Source organism: Corynebacterium sp. HMSC034H07 (assembly GCF_001815175.1).
Lineage (GTDB): Bacteria > Actinomycetota > Actinomycetes > Mycobacteriales > Mycobacteriaceae > Corynebacterium > Corynebacterium hiratae.
Genome location: NZ_KV819523.1, coordinates 106,642 through 124,215 on the forward strand (window position 1 = coordinate 106,642; position 17,574 = coordinate 124,215).

General features: G+C 64.3%; 16 protein-coding genes. 8 read left to right on the top strand and 8 right to left on the bottom strand.

The features are described 5' to 3' along the window. Window positions 1-35: 35 nt before the first annotated feature. Both HMPREF3009_RS05100 and HMPREF3009_RS05105 read left to right on the top strand, forming a co-directional pair. On the top strand, window positions 36-2,105 hold the full coding sequence (locus tag HMPREF3009_RS05100; RefSeq protein WP_070680466.1) for a M3 family metallopeptidase: 2,070 nt from the start codon (window positions 36-38) through the stop codon (window positions 2,103-2,105). Between the two features lie 82 nt (window positions 2,106-2,187). Then, a complete protein-coding gene (locus tag HMPREF3009_RS05105; protein WP_070680469.1) occupies window positions 2,188-3,216 on the top strand; it encodes an HNH endonuclease signature motif containing protein in 1,029 nt (342 codons plus the stop codon). A gap of 219 nt (window positions 3,217-3,435) precedes the next feature. Here the strand turns inward: HMPREF3009_RS05105 and ppc are convergent, their stop codons facing one another. The 3 genes from ppc to pdxS form a co-directional block, all read right to left on the bottom strand. Further along, window positions 3,436-6,147, bottom strand: coding sequence for a phosphoenolpyruvate carboxylase (ppc, locus tag HMPREF3009_RS05110; RefSeq protein ID WP_070680475.1), 2,712 nt, complete (start codon window positions 6,145-6,147; stop codon window positions 3,436-3,438). A 75-nt stretch (window positions 6,148-6,222) separates the two neighbouring features. Next, a complete protein-coding gene (gene pdxT / locus HMPREF3009_RS05115; RefSeq protein ID WP_070680478.1) occupies window positions 6,223-7,011 on the bottom strand; it encodes a pyridoxal 5'-phosphate synthase glutaminase subunit PdxT in 789 nt (262 codons plus the stop codon). A 5-nt stretch (window positions 7,012-7,016) separates the two neighbouring features. Continuing rightward, window positions 7,017-7,919: a pyridoxal 5'-phosphate synthase lyase subunit PdxS gene (gene pdxS, locus HMPREF3009_RS05120; RefSeq protein WP_049157099.1), complete on the bottom strand. Its 903-nt coding sequence runs from the start codon at window positions 7,917-7,919 to the stop codon at window positions 7,017-7,019. Between the two features lie 81 nt (window positions 7,920-8,000). Here pdxS and HMPREF3009_RS05125 point away from each other — a divergent pair, with 81 nt between their 5' ends. Then, window positions 8,001-9,302, top strand: a complete 1,302-nt coding sequence (locus tag HMPREF3009_RS05125) for a MocR-like pyridoxine biosynthesis transcription factor PdxR (RefSeq protein ID WP_070680480.1) — start codon at window positions 8,001-8,003, stop codon at window positions 9,300-9,302. A gap of 43 nt (window positions 9,303-9,345) precedes the next feature. Here the strand turns inward: HMPREF3009_RS05125 and HMPREF3009_RS05130 are convergent, their stop codons facing one another. Genes HMPREF3009_RS05130 through HMPREF3009_RS05140 form a run of 3 tightly spaced genes read right to left on the bottom strand, consistent with a single transcriptional unit; the run spans window position 9,346 to window position 10,797 of the window. Further along, window positions 9,346-9,978: an anti-sigma factor gene (locus tag HMPREF3009_RS05130; protein WP_070680483.1), complete on the bottom strand. Its 633-nt coding sequence runs from the start codon at window positions 9,976-9,978 to the stop codon at window positions 9,346-9,348. Continuing rightward, window positions 9,975-10,583 carry a sigma-70 family RNA polymerase sigma factor gene (locus HMPREF3009_RS05135; RefSeq protein WP_070680486.1) on the bottom strand — a complete coding sequence of 203 codons (609 nt, stop codon included), beginning with the start codon at window positions 10,581-10,583 and terminating at the stop codon, window positions 9,975-9,977. Before HMPREF3009_RS05135 ends, HMPREF3009_RS05130 begins: the two co-directional genes overlap by 4 nt. Before the next feature lie 7 nt (window positions 10,584-10,590). Next, window positions 10,591-10,797 carry a hypothetical protein gene (locus HMPREF3009_RS05140; protein WP_049157090.1) on the bottom strand — a complete coding sequence of 69 codons (207 nt, stop codon included), beginning with the start codon at window positions 10,795-10,797 and terminating at the stop codon, window positions 10,591-10,593. A gap of 169 nt (window positions 10,798-10,966) precedes the next feature. Here HMPREF3009_RS05140 and HMPREF3009_RS05145 point away from each other — a divergent pair, with 169 nt between their 5' ends. The 4 genes from HMPREF3009_RS05145 to HMPREF3009_RS05160 all read left to right on the top strand — a co-directional run bounded on the left by HMPREF3009_RS05145 (window position 10,967) and on the right by HMPREF3009_RS05160 (window position 15,725). Further along, a complete protein-coding gene (locus tag HMPREF3009_RS05145) occupies window positions 10,967-12,547 on the top strand; it encodes a redoxin domain-containing protein (protein WP_070680489.1) in 1,581 nt (526 codons plus the stop codon). 10 nt (window positions 12,548-12,557) lie between these two features. Next, the gene (locus tag HMPREF3009_RS05150; RefSeq protein ID WP_046648498.1) at window positions 12,558-13,160 is read left to right on the top strand and encodes an MBL fold metallo-hydrolase; all 603 of its coding nucleotides are present in this window, start codon (window positions 12,558-12,560) and stop codon (window positions 13,158-13,160) included. Window positions 13,161-13,258: 98 nt separating this feature from the next. Further along, window positions 13,259-14,578 carry an O-acetylhomoserine/O-acetylserine sulfhydrylase gene (locus HMPREF3009_RS05155; protein WP_046648383.1) on the top strand — a complete coding sequence of 440 codons (1,320 nt, stop codon included), beginning with the start codon at window positions 13,259-13,261 and terminating at the stop codon, window positions 14,576-14,578. Next, window positions 14,526-15,725, top strand: coding sequence for a homoserine O-acetyltransferase MetX (locus HMPREF3009_RS05160; protein WP_232760942.1), 1,200 nt, complete (start codon window positions 14,526-14,528; stop codon window positions 15,723-15,725). The genes HMPREF3009_RS05155 and HMPREF3009_RS05160 overlap by 53 nt, the downstream gene beginning before the upstream one ends. Here the strand turns inward: HMPREF3009_RS05160 and HMPREF3009_RS05165 are convergent. Continuing rightward, window positions 15,722-16,036 (bottom strand): DUF3017 domain-containing protein, encoded by a 315-nt coding sequence (locus HMPREF3009_RS05165; RefSeq protein WP_049157087.1) that lies wholly within the window; start codon window positions 16,034-16,036, stop codon window positions 15,722-15,724. The genes HMPREF3009_RS05160 and HMPREF3009_RS05165 overlap by 4 nt on opposite strands. A 174-nt stretch (window positions 16,037-16,210) precedes the next feature. Continuing rightward, the gene (locus HMPREF3009_RS05170; RefSeq protein WP_049157086.1) at window positions 16,211-17,065 is read right to left on the bottom strand and encodes a bifunctional methylenetetrahydrofolate dehydrogenase/methenyltetrahydrofolate cyclohydrolase; all 855 of its coding nucleotides are present in this window, start codon (window positions 17,063-17,065) and stop codon (window positions 16,211-16,213) included. Window positions 17,066-17,089: 24 nt separating this feature from the next. Here HMPREF3009_RS05170 and HMPREF3009_RS05175 point away from each other — a divergent pair, with 24 nt between their 5' ends. After that, window positions 17,090-17,560 carry a tRNA (cytidine(34)-2'-O)-methyltransferase gene (locus HMPREF3009_RS05175; RefSeq protein WP_049157085.1) on the top strand — a complete coding sequence of 157 codons (471 nt, stop codon included), beginning with the start codon at window positions 17,090-17,092 and terminating at the stop codon, window positions 17,558-17,560. Window positions 17,561-17,574 lie beyond the last annotated feature (14 nt).

Consider the following 17,574-nt stretch of genomic DNA (forward strand, 5'->3'; position numbering starts at 1 on the left):
CATAGGGCGGAGCTTATTAGGTACGGTAGTTTCTTATGACTAACCCACTACTGACACCTTCCACGCTGCCCTACCAGCTCCCACCGTTTGCGGAGATCAAGGTCGAGCACTACCGCCCCGCCTTCGACGAGGCACTCTCGCTTCACGACGCCGAGATCGCCTCCATCACCGACACCCCCGCCGCGCCCACGTGGGAAAACACCGTGGAGGCGCTCGAGCGCTCCGGGCAGGACCTCGACCGCGTCATGGCGGTCTTTGGCAACCTCTCCGGCACCGACGTCACCGAGGAGATGGAGGAGATCGCCGCCGACATCTACCCGCGCTTGTCCGCGCACTATGACGCGATGTATCAGAACGAGGTGCTCTACGCGCGCATCAAGGAAGCCACGCCGCCTGCCGATGACGCAGAAGGCCAGCGCCTCCACGACCACCTCCTGCGCACCTTTGCCCGCAAGGGTGCCGACCTCGACGCGGCCGGCAAGGCCCGCCTGTCCGAGATCAACCAGCGCCTCTCCGCGCTCTCTGAAGAATTTGGCCGCAACCTCATGGCGTCTACCCGCGAGCGCGCGGTCTCCTTCACCGAGGAAGAACTCGAGGGCCTGCCCGCCGAACGCATCGCCTCCGCCAAGGCCGATGCCGAAGCACTAGGCCGCGAGGGCTTCGTCATCCCGCTGGAGTTGCCGACCGTGCAGTCCGAGCTGAGCCGTCTGGCGCGGGAGGATGCGAGGGGGAGGCTGTATGGGGCGTCGACAAGCAGGGGCTCCGAGAACAACATCCCGGGGCTCATCGAGGCCGTGCAGCTGCGCGCCGAGCGAGCCGAGCTGCTGGGCTTTGCCACGCATGCCGACTACGTCATCGCCGAAGAAACCGCCGCGACTGCCGACGCCGCCCGCACCATGCTCTTCGACCTCGCCCCCGCCGCCGCGGCCAACGCCGAAGGCGAGCAGAAGCTCCTCACGGAGGAAGCAACGCTCAACGGCCAGGGTTTCAGCGCCGCGGACTGGCCTTATTGGGAATCCAAGGTCCGCGCCCGCGACTTCTCTCTCGATGAGGAGGAGCTGCGCAAGTACTTCCCGCTGGACCAGGTCCTGGAGAAGGGCGTCTTCGCCGCCGCCGAGCGCCTCTACGGCATCACCGTTATCCCCCGCGATGACCTCGAGGGCTACGCGGAGGGGGTTCGCGTGTGGGAGGGGATTGACGGAGACGTCAATCACGTGAATAAGGACCCGCACGTAGATATCGACTCGCACGAGGATAAAGGAATCGGCCTTCTGCTCACCGACTACTTCGGGCGCCCCACCAAGCGCGGCGGCGCATGGATGAGCGAGTTCGTGGGGCAGTCTAGGCTGCTGGAGCGGAAGCCGGTCATCGTCAACGTTATGGGCATCACCAAGCCCGCCGACGGCTCCCAGCCGCTGCTGAGCATGGACGAGGTCCGCACCGTCTTCCACGAATTCGGCCACGCCCTGCACGGCCTGCTTTCCGACGTCCGCTACCCCACCTTCGCCGGCACCAACGTCCCGCGCGACTGGGTGGAGTTCCCCTCGCAGATCAACGAGAACTGGGCGCTCGATAAGAACTTGGTCAAGGAGTACGCCCGCCACGTCGAGACGGGCGAACCTATTCCGGACGAGCTTCTCGACGCTATCTCCGCCGCCTCCGAGTTCGGCCAGGGTTTCGCTACCTCGGAGTATCTGGGAGCGTCGATCATCGACCTCGCGTGGCATTCCCTAAGTGCTGCCGAGGCCGCCAAGTTGGAGGCTACCCCGGAGGCCGTCGCCGAATTTGAGGCCGAAGCCCTGCGCGCGGCCGGGCTGGATAACGAGCTCATCGCGCCTCGCTACCGCTCGACCTACTTCAACCACATCTTCGCCGGCGGCTACTCGGCGGGCTACTACTCCTACCTGTGGGCCGAAGCGCTCGACGCCGATGGTTTCGAGTGGTTCAAAGAGCAAACCGACCTGCGCGAGGCCGGTCAGAAGTTCCGCGATGTCATCCTGTCCAAGGGCGCGTCTCGCGACTTCACGGAGGCCTACCGCGAGTTCCGCGGCCGCGACAAGGACGTCGCGCCGCTGCTTAAGCGCCGCGGCCTCGCCGGCGCCTAGTGCCGACTAGTTATCCACAGATTTCATCGGATGGCTAGTTCGGGGCTTGGAGGTGGGGGGGAGTGCTTTTAGGCTGCGGGGTATGAGATTACAGACGTTCTTCGCCGCCCTCGGCCGCGCCATTGACCTGGTGGCCGAGTGCGCGGGCCTGTCTGAATCTGATTTGGTGGCCCTCGGCGCCACGCCTGCCGACGCCACCGTGTTCCTCTCCCTCCACCACACCTACTTCGGGCACACCTCTTCTTCGAAGAAACAGCGCACGGCGGTTGCAGCCGCGCGCCAGCGCGGGCACGGGCTGGTGACCTTGCAGCTCATCGAGCACTTCGTGGCCAAAGTCCGGGACCATAACAAGGCCTGGGATTTGCGCGTGGAGCTGTGCCAGACCAGCGCGGAGCTGGTGGAAAAGGTAGCGCGCAAGCGCCTGCGTCAAATGCGCAAACCCCGCACGTATGCCGAGCGCGCCAAGCTCACCCAGCATGGCAACGGCCTTGCCACGCTCACCGTGACGGCGGACTCGCTCCAGCTGACGGGCGTATTTGAGGGTATCGACCAGGAACGCCCCGGTGAAAGCTTCCTGGAGAATCTAGACGGTGGCGGTGTCAAGACTGAGGTTGCCACCATGGCGGTCCTGCAGCTTGATGACTACGCCGAGCTGCTCAAGGGCAATACCGACAAGGACGGCGAAGAGTTCATCGTCCGCACCACCAGTGGCGCGACCATGACCGGCTCGCAGCTGGTGGAGCGCGCTTTGCTAGACAAGGGAGTCATCGTGGCGGTCAGCCGCGAGCATGGCCCGCTCGATGTGTTCCGCTTCCAGCGCTTCGCCACCGCCAAGCAGCGCCTCGCCTTGGCAGCAGAGAATCCTTGCTGCGCCTGGGAAGGCTGCAAGGTTCCCTTTGAGAAGTGCCAGATCCACCACATCAAGGCCTGGGCCCGCGGCGGGCCCACCAACATCCTCAACCTGGTGCCACTGTGCCCCTACCATAATGGCGTCAACGACGATGACCCCGATGCCCCGCCCTCACGCGGCCACATGGATCGCATCGGCGGGCGGGTGGCATGGATCCCGCCATACGACGCCGCGCCGGTCTTCACCAGCGCCTTCAACTAACGCTTCAACAAACCTCAAGGTCATCTTGCGCACCAGTGTGCCCCGCTCCGCCAGGGCACTCTTCCAGCACTGTTTGGTCGTACCCCGCAGGAAATCACTTCCTCGCGGGGCATTCGGCGTGCCGGCTTAACTCACGGAACTGGTCATGCGCTCAAGCCTGTCCCGCAGGAATGTGGGCCGTGCGGGTTGAACGGACGTGGGGGTTGACGGGCGGGCGGATTAGCCGGCGTTGCGCAGCGCGGTGGCTAACCCGTTCATCGTGACCTGGATGGTCTTGGACACCAGGAATTGGTCGTCGCCCTTACGGTAGCGACGCAGCAACTCTAACTGGATGGCGTTAAGCGGAAGCAGGTACGGGTAGCGACGCTTGAGCGACCGCGCCTGGCGTTGGTTCTCACTAACCAACTCCGCGTTGCCGGTGACCTTAAGGTAGACCTCGCGGGTGCGCTCAAACTCCTCGGAAATCAGGCCGAAGATACGGTCCGCGATTTCTTTGTCGTCGACCAAGTTGGCATACAGGCGCGCCAGCTGCATCTCCGCCTTAGCCATGACCTGCGCCATGTTCGCGAACACAGAACGGAAGAAGGGCCACGTGCGGTACAGCTCGCGCAGCTCTTCCCAGCGCTTCTCTTCGTCTGCTGGGGCAGTGTTTATTCCGTCGGTGTTTACTGCGCCGTTGACAGCTGTCGATCCTCCGGAGGCTTGCTTCACCCACGCCGTCACCGCACTGCCCACGCCGAACCAGCCCGGGATGTTGGTGCGGGACTGCGACCACGACAGCACCCAGGGAATCGCTCGCAAATCCGTAATCGCGGTGGTCTGCTTACGCGAGGTCGGGCGCGAACCCAGGTTGAGATCACCAATCTCGTGCAGCGGGGTGGACTGGGTGAAGTAGGTGATGAACCCGGGGTCGTCGACAAGCTGGCGGTAGGCCACGCCACTCAACGCCGCCAGCTCGCGCATGATCTCGTAGGCGCGCTCCGGATCCGTAATGGGCTCGGTATCCAACAACGATGCCTCCAGCGCTCCGGAAACAAACGCCTCCAAGTGGCGGCGCGCGGTCTCCGGAGCTCCATACTTCGCAGAAATCACCTCACCCTGCTCGGTAATGCGCACCGAACCCGACACCGCACCCTTCGGCTGCGCCAAAATCGCGTCATAGGTCGGACCACCGCCGCGGCCCACCGCGCCACCGCGGCCATGTGCCAAGCGCAGCTCTACGCCATGACGCGAACACAACTCAACCAGGGCCAGTTCGGCGTCGTACAGCGCCCAGTTTGCCTGCAGGTAGCCGCCATCCTTGTTGGAATCCGAGTACCCCAACATGACTTCTTGGATATCCCCGCGCGAGCGCAGATGCTCACGGTACACGGGCACCTGCCACAGCTTCTCCAGAATGCCGGCGCCGGCCTTCAAGTCCTCGATGGTCTCAAACAGCGGCACCACATCGACCTCGCTCAGTCCCACCTCCTTGAGCAGCACCATCGGCTCCAAGATATCGGAGACGGTGCCGGTCATGGAGATAATGCAGTGCGACACCGACTTCGGCCCAAAGTCCTGCACGGCGCGCGCCGCCGCACGGAAAATCCCCAGCTCCTTCGAGGTATCCTCGCTGAACTCCCGCTCGGAGCCGGGGAAGAGCAGCGGACGGTTGGTCTGCAGCTCGCGCACGAGCAGGGTGACCTTCTCCTCCTCCCCCAGCGCGCTGTAGTCCGGGGTGATGGTGGCCGCGGCGAAAATCTCGGTGAGAACGTTCTCAAAGGACTCGGAGTTCTGGCGCATATCCAGCGTCGAAAGGTGGAACCCGAACGTCGTCACCGCCGAGCGCAATCGGGCAAGGCGGTCATCGGCGATGATGTCATCGTTGAACTGGCGCAGCGAACGGTCGATCACGTCCAGGTCCCGCTTGAGTTCCTCCGGAGACGCATACGCGCTTGGCGACGCCTCCCCCTCCAACCTCGCCAGCACCTTCTTCCGGATGCCGAAGATGGCCCGGCGGTAGGGCTCGTCGACGCGGGATTTTTCGTCGTTGTGGGCGGCGTCGGCAAGCGCGCCCAGTTCCTTGGAACTGGAGGAATATCGATCCGACAGGGAGAGCTCGCGCTCCAACTCGCCGAGCTCGTCGGCGTAGTACTGCAGCACCGTCGCTGCGGCCTTGCGGGTGGCGTAGGTCAGGGTGTGCTCGTTAACAAAGGGGTTGCCGTCATGGTCGCCGCCAATCCAGGAGCCGGGGCGGACGACGGGGGAATCGGGAAGCTGCTGGCCAAAGGTCTCACGCATGGCGTGGCGAATGGCGCGGTTGAGGGCGGGAACCTGGTCGAGCAGCGAAAGCTTGTAGTAGCGCAGGCCGACGTCAATCTCGTCTTCGAGGGTGGGGCGGGCGATACGAATCAGCGCGGTCTGCCACAACAGAGTCATGCGCAGGTACATTTCCTTCTCGATCGCCGCCATGTCGCCGCCGCGGTGAGCTTCCTTGAGGAGAGTCTTGATGCGGGTCTGGGTGTCGAAGACGGTACGGCGGCGGGTTTCGGTGGGGTGCGCGGTGAGAACGGGGGCGACGTGAGCGCCTCGGATGACGGAGGCGGCGTCGGCGGGCGCGACGCCTTCTTCTTTGAGCTTGGCGAATGTCTTGCGCAGGGAAACCGGCGCCTCGACGGACTCGTCATCCAAGTCCTCCGCTAGATTCGCGATGAGCGCGAAATAGCTGAACGCTCGCGCCACGAGGTTGACTTTGGTGATGTCGAGGTCGCGGAAGATAGCGACGAGGTCTTCCGGCTTGGCATCGCCGTGGGCGATGTCGAAGGCCATGCGGCGGGTGGATTCGACGAGCTCAAAAACGTCCTCGCCTTCCTGCTGCGCGATGACCCGGCCGAGCACCCGGCCGAGGAAACGGATGTCTTCGCGGACTTGTTCTGGGGCAGGTGTGCTCACGGCGAGGAGCCTTTCTGGGAGTGATGTGTTCAGCTAGCACATCTCAATGTATCCCAGAGCACTATCGGGCGATAGTTATTTAGCAAAAGAAGCGAGCCACGCGGCGTGGAGGCGCGAGTCACCGTTTTCTTCCGGATGGAAGCTCAGCGCTGTGACCCGGCCCTGGCGCACGCCCACAATTGCTTCGTGCCCCGCGGCGGGATGAGTTAGCTTCCCGTCATATTCGGCGCTATCTTTGCACGCCGCGCTATCTTCGCCAGCCGCACCACTGGCTACGCTGTCGGGTGCAGGGGCAGGCACGGTGGCAATGACCTCGACACCTTCGCCCACGCGGGTAACGATGGGCGCGCGAATGAAGCTCGCCTCAATGTCGAGCGTGATGCTTCGGGCCCCTGTGTCATGAGCCTCGGCGTCGTCATGAGCCTCGGCGTCCCGGCGCCGCGCCCCAACCTCTGAGGTCTCTGCATCGGGTCGCTGACCTTGCAGCGCGACGGGAACGATGCGCTCCTCGGAGAAGCGTTGGTTGCCGAAGGCGTTGCGGCGCACGGTGACGTCGATAAGCCCCAGTGTCTGCTGGCCCGGCGCGGGGTTCTCCAGCTCGCGAGCGCTGTAGATGAGCCCCGCGCAGGTGGCCAGGACCGGCAGCCCTCCCTCGACGGCGCGGCGCAGCGGCTCCGCAACGCCGAAGGAGCGCGCCAGCTTATCGATGGTGCTCGACTCTCCGCCGGGCAGAATGATTCCGTCCAGCCCGTCGAGATCCTGCGGCAGGCGCACCCGGCGCGTTTCAGCGCCGAGGCTCTCCAACACGGCGAGGTGTTCCTCCACCCCGCCCTGCAGCGCGAGCACGCCGACGAGTGGTCGCACCGCGTTTACCAACCGCGCTCAGCCAGGCGGTGCGGGGCGGGGATATCGTTGACGTTGATGCCCACCATGGCCTCACCCAGGCCGCGGCTGATCTTGGCCAGCTCGGCCGGCTGGTCGTAGAGGGTGGCCGCCTTAACGATGGCCTCCGCGCGCTTCGCAGGCTCGCCGGACTTGAAGATTCCGGAGCCAACGAAGACGCCTTCGGCGCCCATCTGGCGGACGAGGGCGGCGTCGGCAGGCGTGGCCACGCCACCAGCGACGAACAGCACGACCGGCAGCTTGCCGGTCTCCGCAACCTCAGCAACCAGGTCATACGGCGCCTGCAACTCCTTGGCTGCGACGTAGAGCTCATCGCGATCCAGGTTCTGGAGGCGCGCGATTTCACCCTTGATGGTGCGCAGGTGCTTGACGGCCTCGGAGACGTCGCCAGTGCCGGCCTCACCCTTGGAGCGGATCATGGCCGCACCCTCGGTGATGCGACGCAGGGCCTCGCCCAGGTTCGTCGCGCCGCACACGAACGGCACGTCGAAGTCCCACTTGTTGATGTGGTTGACGTAGTCGGCCGGGCTGAGCACCTCGGACTCGTCGATGAAATCTACGCCCAGCTCGCCGAGAATCTGCGCCTCCACGAAGTGGCCGATGCGGGCCTTCGCCATCACCGGAATGTCCACAGCGTTGACGATGCCCTCAATGAGGTCCGGGTCAGACATGCGGGCCACGCCGCCCTGGGCGCGGATATCGGCCGGCACGCGCTCGAGCGCCATGACGGCGGACGCACCTGCGTCCTCAGCAATTCGGGCCTGCTCCGGGGTGACTACATCCATGATGACGCCGCCCTTGAGCATGTCAGCCAGTCCACGCTTGACGCGCGTGGTGGCGCGTCCCTGTTCAATCTTCTGTTCAGTCATGGCTCACATAGTGGCCCAGAAAATTGGTCCAAGACAAGAGCCATTTTTAGAGTGTTGAATTAGACCACTTATGATGGGGTCGTGTCTTTCCGCCTCGATCCATCTGATAGGCGCGCGTTGCCGGTGCAGATTGCCGAAGCCCTCCGCACCCAAGTCGCGGCGGGCATTTTGCTGCCCGGCGAGCAGGTGCCGTCGACGCGTTCACTGGCGCGCGATCTGGGCATTTCCCGAGGCAGCGTGGTTACCGCCTACGAGCAGCTCACCGCCGAGGGCTACCTCACCGCGTCGGTTGGCTCGGGCACAGTCATCAACCCGCACCTGCCCCATGGGCGCACCCCACAGCCTCACCCCGCGCCGCGGCCCAGCTCTGCCCCACCGCGCGTGGAGTTGACCCCCGGTTTACCCGATACGGCCGGAATCATCACCCCCGAATGGAGGGCGGCGTGGCGCAAGGCCGCGGTGAATCCTTCCGGCGATCTTCCCCGCGAGGTGGCCGCACACCTGCGCCACATGCGCGGGCTCACCGTCGACCCGGCCTACGTCGTCATCACCGCCGGCGCCCGCGACGGCCTCTCGGTGCTGCTGCGCGCGCTGGGCGGCCACTTGCGCGTGGGCGTGGAGTCCCCCGGCTACCCCAGCCTGCGCCGCGTTCCCCAAGCTTTGGGCCACACGCTTGTCGACGTCCCCACCGACACCCACGGCGTCACCGTCCCCACCGTTGATCTCGACGTTCTCATCGTCACGCCATCCCACCAGCACCCTTATGGTGGTTCGCTGCCGGCGGCCCGGCGCGCGGAACTCGTCGAGTGGGCACGCAGCAACGATGTGCTCATCATCGAGGATGACTTCGATTCCGAGCTGCGCTACGTCGGCCAGCCTTTGCCCGCTCTGACCGCGCTCGCTCCCGAGCACACTGTCTTGCTGGGCACGTTTTCCTCGGTGATTTCGCCGTCGATTGCCTGCGGCTACCTGGTGTTGCCCCCGAGCTTACGCACGGCGGTGGATCGGGTGCGGGAGGTCTTCGGCCAGCCTGTCGGCGCCATTCCCCAAGCGGCACTGGCGAACTACCTGGCCAGCGGTGCGCTGCGGCGGCATACCGGGCGAATGCGCCGCGCCTACAAGCGCCGCCGCGACCTCGTCCAAGCCGCGCTGGAAGACGCCCCCGCTACCCTTCTGCCCATCCACGGCGGGCTCCATGCGGTGTTGCTGTGCGATAACGCCGTGGTCGACCGCGCCGCCTCCCTAGGGCTAACGCTCACCCCGCTCAGCGACTACTGGGGCGGCGTGGCCGCCGAGGAAGGCGTGGTCTTGGGCTTCGGGCATTTGAGCGATGTTGAGCTCGCCGCCGCGCTGGAGCTGGTCAAGCAGGCCTTAACTAGCTGACACGTAGCTGGCCTGGCGCATAGCTGCCCTATCGCATACCGGGCTAGCTAGCGCTGGCCAAAGTAACGGTGGCGAGGGTACGACCGGTGGGTTGCTCGCTGCCACCCGCAGGTTCCTCGGTAACCATGACCTTGACCGCTGCGCCGTCGAAGGGCATCCACACCCCATCGTGTGGGTCCTGGCCGATAACCCCCGCCGAAGCCATCTCACCATCGGCACCAACTGCCCACACTTGGGCGCCCATGCCGTCGGCGAGCTGCGGCTGACCATCGACCATCGCGCCGGATTTCGCCATCGAGGCGGAGGAAACGATATCCAGTTGCGCGCCCGAGGCATCGGCATTGCCCTGCATAAGGTCCTCTGCGCCCATGATGTCGTGCATGGATTTTTCGCCCGGCGATTCAGCCTCTACTTGCGCGCTATCCGGTGCATCTTGCTGACCCAACTGCAAGAGCTGCGGCGCGGCTACCACGCCTGCGACGAGCACTGCGGCGGCAGCCGGCACCGCTACGAAGGCCCGCCAGCGGCGGCGTGGAAGCTCGATGACCTCAGCAGCTTCGCCACCGTCAATTTCCGCAAAGACAGCATCTTTCATTCGCGCTGGCGGATGCACGTCGGGGAGGGAATCGAGGAAGTCGTCGAAAGTCTCATCAGAAAACTCATGCGTATTGCTCATCTTCCCTCCTTTCCGAGAATCGCTTTTAGCTTCTTAACGCCGTCGCGCACACGCGTCTTCGCCGTACCCAGCGGTACTCCCGTTGATTCTGCCAGTTCAGCATGCGTCAAGCCATTGAAAAATGCGAGGGCTACCGCGGTGGAATGCGGCTCCCCAATCTCGTCGATAGCCCGGCGCAGGCGCTGCGCTTCGACATGTCCTAGGGCCTCATCTTCAAGAGGCTCGGTGTAGGTAGCCTGGTCCAACAGCGCGTCGCGGTTATCGCGTTGCACTGCAGCAACGTGGCTACGCAGCTTATCGACGGCCCTCCCATGCGCCAACCTGCCCACCCACGACCGCGCGTTTCCCCGCTGCGGGTCAAATTTCGCAGCGGAAGTCCACACCTCAACGAAGACATCTTGGGCAACCTCTTCGGCTAAGGCGGGATTGCGCAGAACGCTCAGGCACACGCTGTACACGGTGGGCGCGAGGGCGTCGTATAGCGCGCTGAAGGCATGCTTGTCTGCCGCAGCGGTCTGAACGAGCAGGTCGTTCAGCCGCGCATGTTCATCAGGTGACATCGCAGACACGGGTGTAGAGCTTACCTCCAGCAGCGGGGCGGACATGGCACTTTTACTTGGTCATTTCTTCGCTTGGCGCCATCATCTCATCGCTCTTCATTTCCTCTGTCATCATGGAATCCGACTCCATGGCGTCCGAGCTCGGGGCCATCATCTCAGAGCTGGGCTTCATGTCCACTTCTTCCTTCTTGTCGTTGCAGGCAACCAGCCCACTGGCGGCTACGGCAAGTGCAGCGGCGGCGGTAACAAGCTTCTTCATTTCGGTACTCCTTCTTCAGGTCTTCGGGTCCGGCCTTTCCGGACCCTGTATCTGACCATTCGGAGCCACCCTGCGATGCGGATTGGACGGATTTAAAAGCAATCCGCTTTTCACTCGTGTTCCGAACTAGTTGCATACGCACACCGCATCACAAGCGAAGGAGCACAGGATGTTATCTACGCTATTCATCGGGTTTACCGGTGGCCTTATCACCGGCATCTCGCCCTGCATCTTGCCGGTCTTGCCGCTGGTCCTCGCAGTCAGCGGCGGCTCACGGTGGCGGCCATGGCAGGTCGTCGGCGGACTCGTCACAAGTTTCAGCCTCGTCACGCTGTTTGCCACAACGCTGCTCAATGCCTTGGGCCTCCCGGCCGACGTCCTGTGGAAAGTGGGAATCGCGCTGCTCGTTCTCGTGGGCCTGGGAATGGTGTTCCCTCGCGTTCAGGAAGCCCTCGAGTGGCCTTTCCAGAAGCTCCCGAAAGCTGGCGGCTTGCAAGCCACAGCCCGCGACAAGGGCGGCTTCGTCGTTGGCCTAGCCATGGGGGCTGTCTTCGTTCCCTGCGCGGGCCCAGCACTGGCCGCAATCTCCGTGGCGGGCGCCACCGGGACTGTCGACGCCCACATCCTCCTCCTCTGTCTCTCCTTCGCCCTCGGCGTGGCGATCCCGCTGCTGGCTTTCGCCTTAGGCGGCAACGAGGTGGGCAAACGCGTCGATGCTTTCCGCTCCCACCAACGCGAGGTACGCGTCACCGCGGGAATTGTGGTGATCGCCATGGCCGGCGCCATCTCACTCGGCGCGCCCGCGTGGCTGCAGCAGAAGCTCCCCAGTATCAACACCGACGCCACGCCCGTTGAACAGGCCACCCTCACAGCCGAAGGAACCCCCGTGCCCGCGTTCGCGGGGCTGACCGGCTGGTTCAACACGGATGCGCCCGTCGATCCGCGGACCTCCGGCAAGGTCACGCTCATCGATTTTTGGGCCTATGCCTGCATCAACTGCCAGCGCAACAACACGCACCTGACCAAGCTCTATGCGCATTACAAGGACTACGGCTTCGACATCATCGGAATCCACGCGCCGGAATACGCTTTCGAGCACGAGGCCGACAACGTGCGCCGTGCGGCCCGCGAGCAGGGAATCGAGTATCCAGTGGCACAGGATAATGACTTCGCCACGTGGAAGAACTTTGGGAATCGGTACTGGCCGGCGCACTATCTCGTCGACAAGCACGGCATGTTGCGCCAATCCCACCACGGCGAGGGCGACTACGCCGAGACCGAGCGCCTCATTCGTGAGCTTCTCCTCGAGCGCGACCCCAGCATAGAACTGCCTGAGCCCATTGAAGCCGCCGATGCTCACAGCGCTCCGCGCTCGCCGGAGACCTACCTCGGCACCGCACGCGCACAGTATTTCACCAACCCCGATTACCACGACGGCACGCACCAGTTCACCACGAGCGAGCCGCCGTTAGGTCAGTATTCGCTGGGCGGGACGTGGACTTTGGCCGACCAGCCCATCACCGCCGGACCTAACGCGCGGCTGCGACTGAATTATCGCGCCGCCTGGGTACAGCTCGTGGCATCAGGGCAAGGAACGGTTCGCGTGCACCGCGCGAATGGTTCGGTCCGCACCTTCGACATCACCGAGGACGGCACGGTGGATCTCGTCAGGGAACCGGACAATCACACCGAAACAATCGAGCTGGAAGTAAGCGAAGGCCTCTCGCTGTATTCCTTTACTTTTGGCTAGCGTGGGGATCATGAAGGTTTCTCTGCATGGGCAATCCGCCGTGGCTGTCGAGGCTCCCCAGGGGCGCATCGTCATCGACCCCGGCCCCCTTTCAGACCTCAGCTGCCTGGAAGGCGCTGAGGCGGTGCTGCTCACGCACGCGCACGGCGATCACCTCGACGTCGATGCCGTGCGTGCAAGCGGCCTGCCAGTGTGGGGAACGCAGGAAGCCATCGACGCCCTCGGCTCCGGCACCATCGTGCATGCTGGAGAGACGTTCACGGTTCTGGGCCTTGAGATTCACGCGGTGGGCGGGCTTCACGAGGAAATCCACCCCAGCATTCCGCGCCCCGAGAACCTGGGCTATTTCTTTAATGGTGTGCTGCACCCCGGGGACCAATGGTGCGTCCCGAAGGGACGCACGGTAAATGTCCTCCTACTCCCCATCGCCGGGCCGTGGGTGCGCGGGGCGGACGCCGCGGATTACGCCATGCGCATCGGCGCGCGGCTGACGGTGCCCATCCATGACGCCGTGCTTTCCGACGCCGGCAAGCAAAACACCGACGGCATGCTCCAACGCGCCGGCGTGAGCGGCTATCGGCGCCTGCGGGTTGGTGAAAGCATCGACGTTTAAGCCGAACCAACCGCTCGGTCTATTTTTATTCTCGGTCTTGCCTGCGGTTTCCACAAAGCCACTAACGGCACTGAACCGCTTGGTCTAGCCTTTGTGGCATGAGCACCAAATACGATAATTCCGAAGTCAACGAGTGGTCGTTCGCGACCCGCGCCCTCCACGCCGGACAGAACCTGGACGGCTCCACCAACGCACGCAACGTTCCGATTTACCAAACCACCTCGTATGTCTTCAACGACGCCGAGCACGCCGCCAACCGCTTCAACCTCTCGGATGCCGGCCCGATTTATACCCGCCTGACCAACCCCACCCAGGACGCACTCGAGGAGCGCCTCGCTTCCCTCGAGGGCGGCGTCGCCGCCGTAGCTTTCGCCTCCGGCCAGGCCGCCGAAACCGCGGCCATCCTGAACCTGGCCTCCGCCGGCGACCATATCGTGACCTCCCCGCGCCTCTACGGCGGCACCTCCACGCTCTTTACCGTGACCTTGAAGCGCCTCGGCATTGACGTCACCCTCGTCGAGAACCCGGATGACCCGGCCTCCTGGCAGGACGCCGTCCAGCCAAACACGAAGGCTTTTTACGGCGAGACCTTCGGCAACCCAGTCGCCGATGTTCTCGACATCCCTGCCATCGCCGAGGTAGCTCACAAGAACCAGGTCCCGCTCATCGTGGATAACACCATCGCCACCGGCGCGCTCGCCCGCCCGCTGGAGCTGGGCGCGGACATCGTCGTGGTTTCCACCACCAAGTTCTATACCGGCAATGGCTCCGCCATCGGTGGTGCCATCATCGACGGCGGCTCCTTCGACTGGACCATCGAGCGTGACGGCGAGCCCGTCTTCCCCTACTTCGTCACCCCGGACGAGGCTTACCATGGCCTCAAGTACGCCGACCTGGGCGCACCGGCCTTCGCCATCAAGGCGCGTGCGGGCCTGCTGCGCGATACCGGTGCCGCCATCTCCCCCTTCAACGCCTGGCTGACGCTGAATGGCATCGAGACGTTGCAGTTGCGCGTCGAGAAGCACAATGCCAACGCCCAGGCCGTGGCAGAGTACCTGGAGTCCCACGCCAAGGTCACCACCGTCAATTACGCCGGCTTGGACTCCTCGCCGTACAAGGCCACCAAGGAGAAGCTCGGTTACGCCTACACCGGCTCCGTGCTCTCCTTCGACATCGACGGCGGCCGCGAGGAGGCGTGGGCGTTTATCGATGCGCTGAAGCTGCACTCGAACCTGGCCAACATCGGCGATACTCGCTCATTGGTGGTGCACCCGGCGACCACCACGCACTCCCAGTCCGACGAGGCAGCGCTCAAGGCCGCGGGCATTACGCAGGCCACGGTGCGCCTGTCGGTGGGCATCGAGGATGTCAACGACATCATCGCCGACCTCGAGCGTGGGTTCGCGGCCATTGGTTAGCGCCATCCCGGAACTCGCGCCCGAAGGCGAGCTCACCGTCGTCCCCATCGGTGATTTCACCACGGAAGCAGGCGCCGTGCTTGCCGACGCCCACGTGGCCTACCAACGCTGGGGCGCTTTCGCCGGCGACCCGGACGGCGTCAACAATGTCTTGGTGGTTGAGCACGCGCTGACCGGGGATTCCAATGTGGCGGACTGGTGGTCCGACCTGGTGGGGCCTGGCAAGGCTTTGGACACCACGCGCTGGTGCGTTATCGCGACCAATGCGCTGGGCGGCTGCAATGGCTCGACGGGGCCGAAGTCGCTGCACCCGGATGGAAAGCCGTGGGGCGGGCGCTTCCCGGCGCTGTCGATTCGGGACTTGGTGGAGGCTGAGCACGACTGCTTGACGCAGCTGGGTATTTCCCGCGTGCACGCGGTACTCGGCGGCTCGATGGGCGGCGCGCGCACGCTGGAGTGGAGCTTGCTGCACCCGGAAAGCGTGTCCGCGGTGTGCGTAATTGCGGTGTCTGCTCGGGCTTCGGGCTGGCAGATTGGCATCCAATCCGCGCAGATTTCCGCCATCGAGCGCGACCCGTTTTGGCATGGCGGAAATTACTACCTCACGGACAAGACTCCGCGGGATGGTCTGGCAGCGGCGCGCCGCATCGCGCATTTGACGTATCGCGGCGAGCAGGAGATCGACGAGCGCTTCGGCGCTACCGCACAGCAAGGCGAGAATCCCTTGGGGCCGCACCGCCAGCTCAATCAGCGTTTCGCGGTGAACTCCTACCTGGATTACCAGGGGGCGAAACTCACCGAGCGCTTCGATGCGGGTTCCTACGTGGTGCTCACGGAGGCGTTGAACCGGCATGACGTCGGCCGCGGGCGCGGCGGGCTCATCAAAGCGTTGGCGGCATCCCAGGTGCCGACGATGGTCGTGGGCGTGGACACGGATATCCTCTACCCCTATCACCAGCAGGAGCACATCTCCCGCAACGTCAACCACCTGCTGGCGATGGCCAAGATTGTCTCCCCCGTGGGCCACGACGCCTTCCTGACGGAGACCCGGCAGATGAACCGCATCCTGCGCAACTTCCTGCTGCTCTCCGCGCCGAATGGCCTCGATGTGGGCCCTGCGTACGTGGGCGATGAATATTACATCTAAGAGCCCAGCGCGTCGATGGAGAAGGCCATGAACACCATCGCCGCGCCCAAGATGCCTGTAAAGCAGGCATCGAAGCGCCGGGAGCGCACCGCGAGCACGCCGACCCGCGAGGAGTCGCAGGTCAAGCGGACCACCGTGAGCCACACCAGCGCCCCGCCCAGCAGCAGCGTGGCGCGGCGCCAGTGCTCGAACACGGCATAGAAACCCGACACCACAACCGCCACGACGAACAGGCCGATGGCCAGCCACTGGAGAGCCGGCGGCAGCGCCGAGGGCTTCAGGTGCGCATCGTGCGGGTTCGACAGGGACACCGGTGGCGTGGTTTTCCCGCGGGCTTGGCTTTCAGTCTGGCTTCCATTCTGGCTTCGAGGCTGGCCTTGAACAGGGCCCTGAGCTGGGCGCCGGGGGGTTCGTCGCTCTCTGCGTTGCGGGTTTTCGTCTGATTGTGGGGACATGCTCATTACTTGGGCGTTCGTGTTGCGCCGTTAGTGAGCGGCAAGCTTTTCGGCGCGCTCGACGATATTGCTGACCAGGAATGCGCGCGTCAGCGGGCCCACGCCGCCCGGGTTCGGGGAGACGTAGCCGGCCTTCTCCCAGACGTCCTCGGCCACGTCGCCGGCGAGTTTGCCGTCAACGCGGGACACGCCGACGTCGAGAACCGCAGCACCTTCCTTGACCATGTCGGCGGTGAGCATGTGTGCCTTGCCGGCTGCCGCGATAATGACATCGGCCTCACGGGTCTCCGCAGCGAGGTCCTTGGTGCCAGTGTGGCACAGCGTCACCGTGGAGTTTTCGCTGCGGCGGGTGAGCATCAGACCAATCGGGCGGCCCACGGTCACGCCGCGGCCAATAACCACGACCTTGGCGCCATCGAGCTCTACCCCAAAGCGGCGCAGCAGGTGGATGCAGCCATTCGGAGTGCAGGGCAGCGGGGCTTCCTCGTTGAGCACCAGCTTGCCCAGGTTGATCGGGTGCAGGCCATCAGCGTCCTTGGCCGGATCGATGAGCTCGAGCACGCGGTTTTCATCCAGGTGCTTCGGCAGCGGCAGCTGCACGATGTAGCCAGTGCAGGCGTCATCATTGTTGAGTTCCTCGATGACGCGCTCCAGCTCCTCCTGGGAGATATCTCCCGGCAGGTCCTTGCGAATCGAGTTGATACCGAGCTTCTCGCAATCGCGGTGCTTCATCTTCACGTAGGAATGCGAACCCGGATCATCGCCCACCAAGACCGTAGCCAGGCCCGGGGTAATCCCCTTCTCTTTGAGGGCGGCCACGCGCTGGGCCAGGTCCTCAAAAATCTCGTCGCGGTACAAGTTGCCATCTAGTTTGGTAGCGCTCATGCACACCATCCTAGACTGATGCCTATGAGCAGCTTGCACATCGTCTTCGACAACCCCGTGATCCCTACCAACACCGGCAATGCCATCCGCACCGCCGCCGTCACGGGCGCGAGCCTGCACCTCATCGAGCCGCTCGGCTTCAACTTCGAGGACAAACACCTCAAGCGCGCGGGCTTGGACTACCACGACTTAGCGGACCTCACGATCCACAAGGATTTCGACGCCTGCATGGACAGCTTGCCCGGCGCGCGCGTTTTCGCTTTCACCACCCACACGGACAAGTGGTTCACCGACGTGGAATACCAGGAGGGCGATGTCCTGCTTTTCGGCACCGAACCCACGGGCCTGCCGGAGGAACACGCCTTTCACCCGCGGGTAACGGAGCGCGTGCGCATCCCCATGATGCCAGCGCGACGCTCGATGAATCTATCCAACGCGGCGTCGACAGCCGTGTATGAGGCCTGGCGGCAGCTCGGCTTCCGTGGCGCGGTCTAACAAGTCGCGGCACA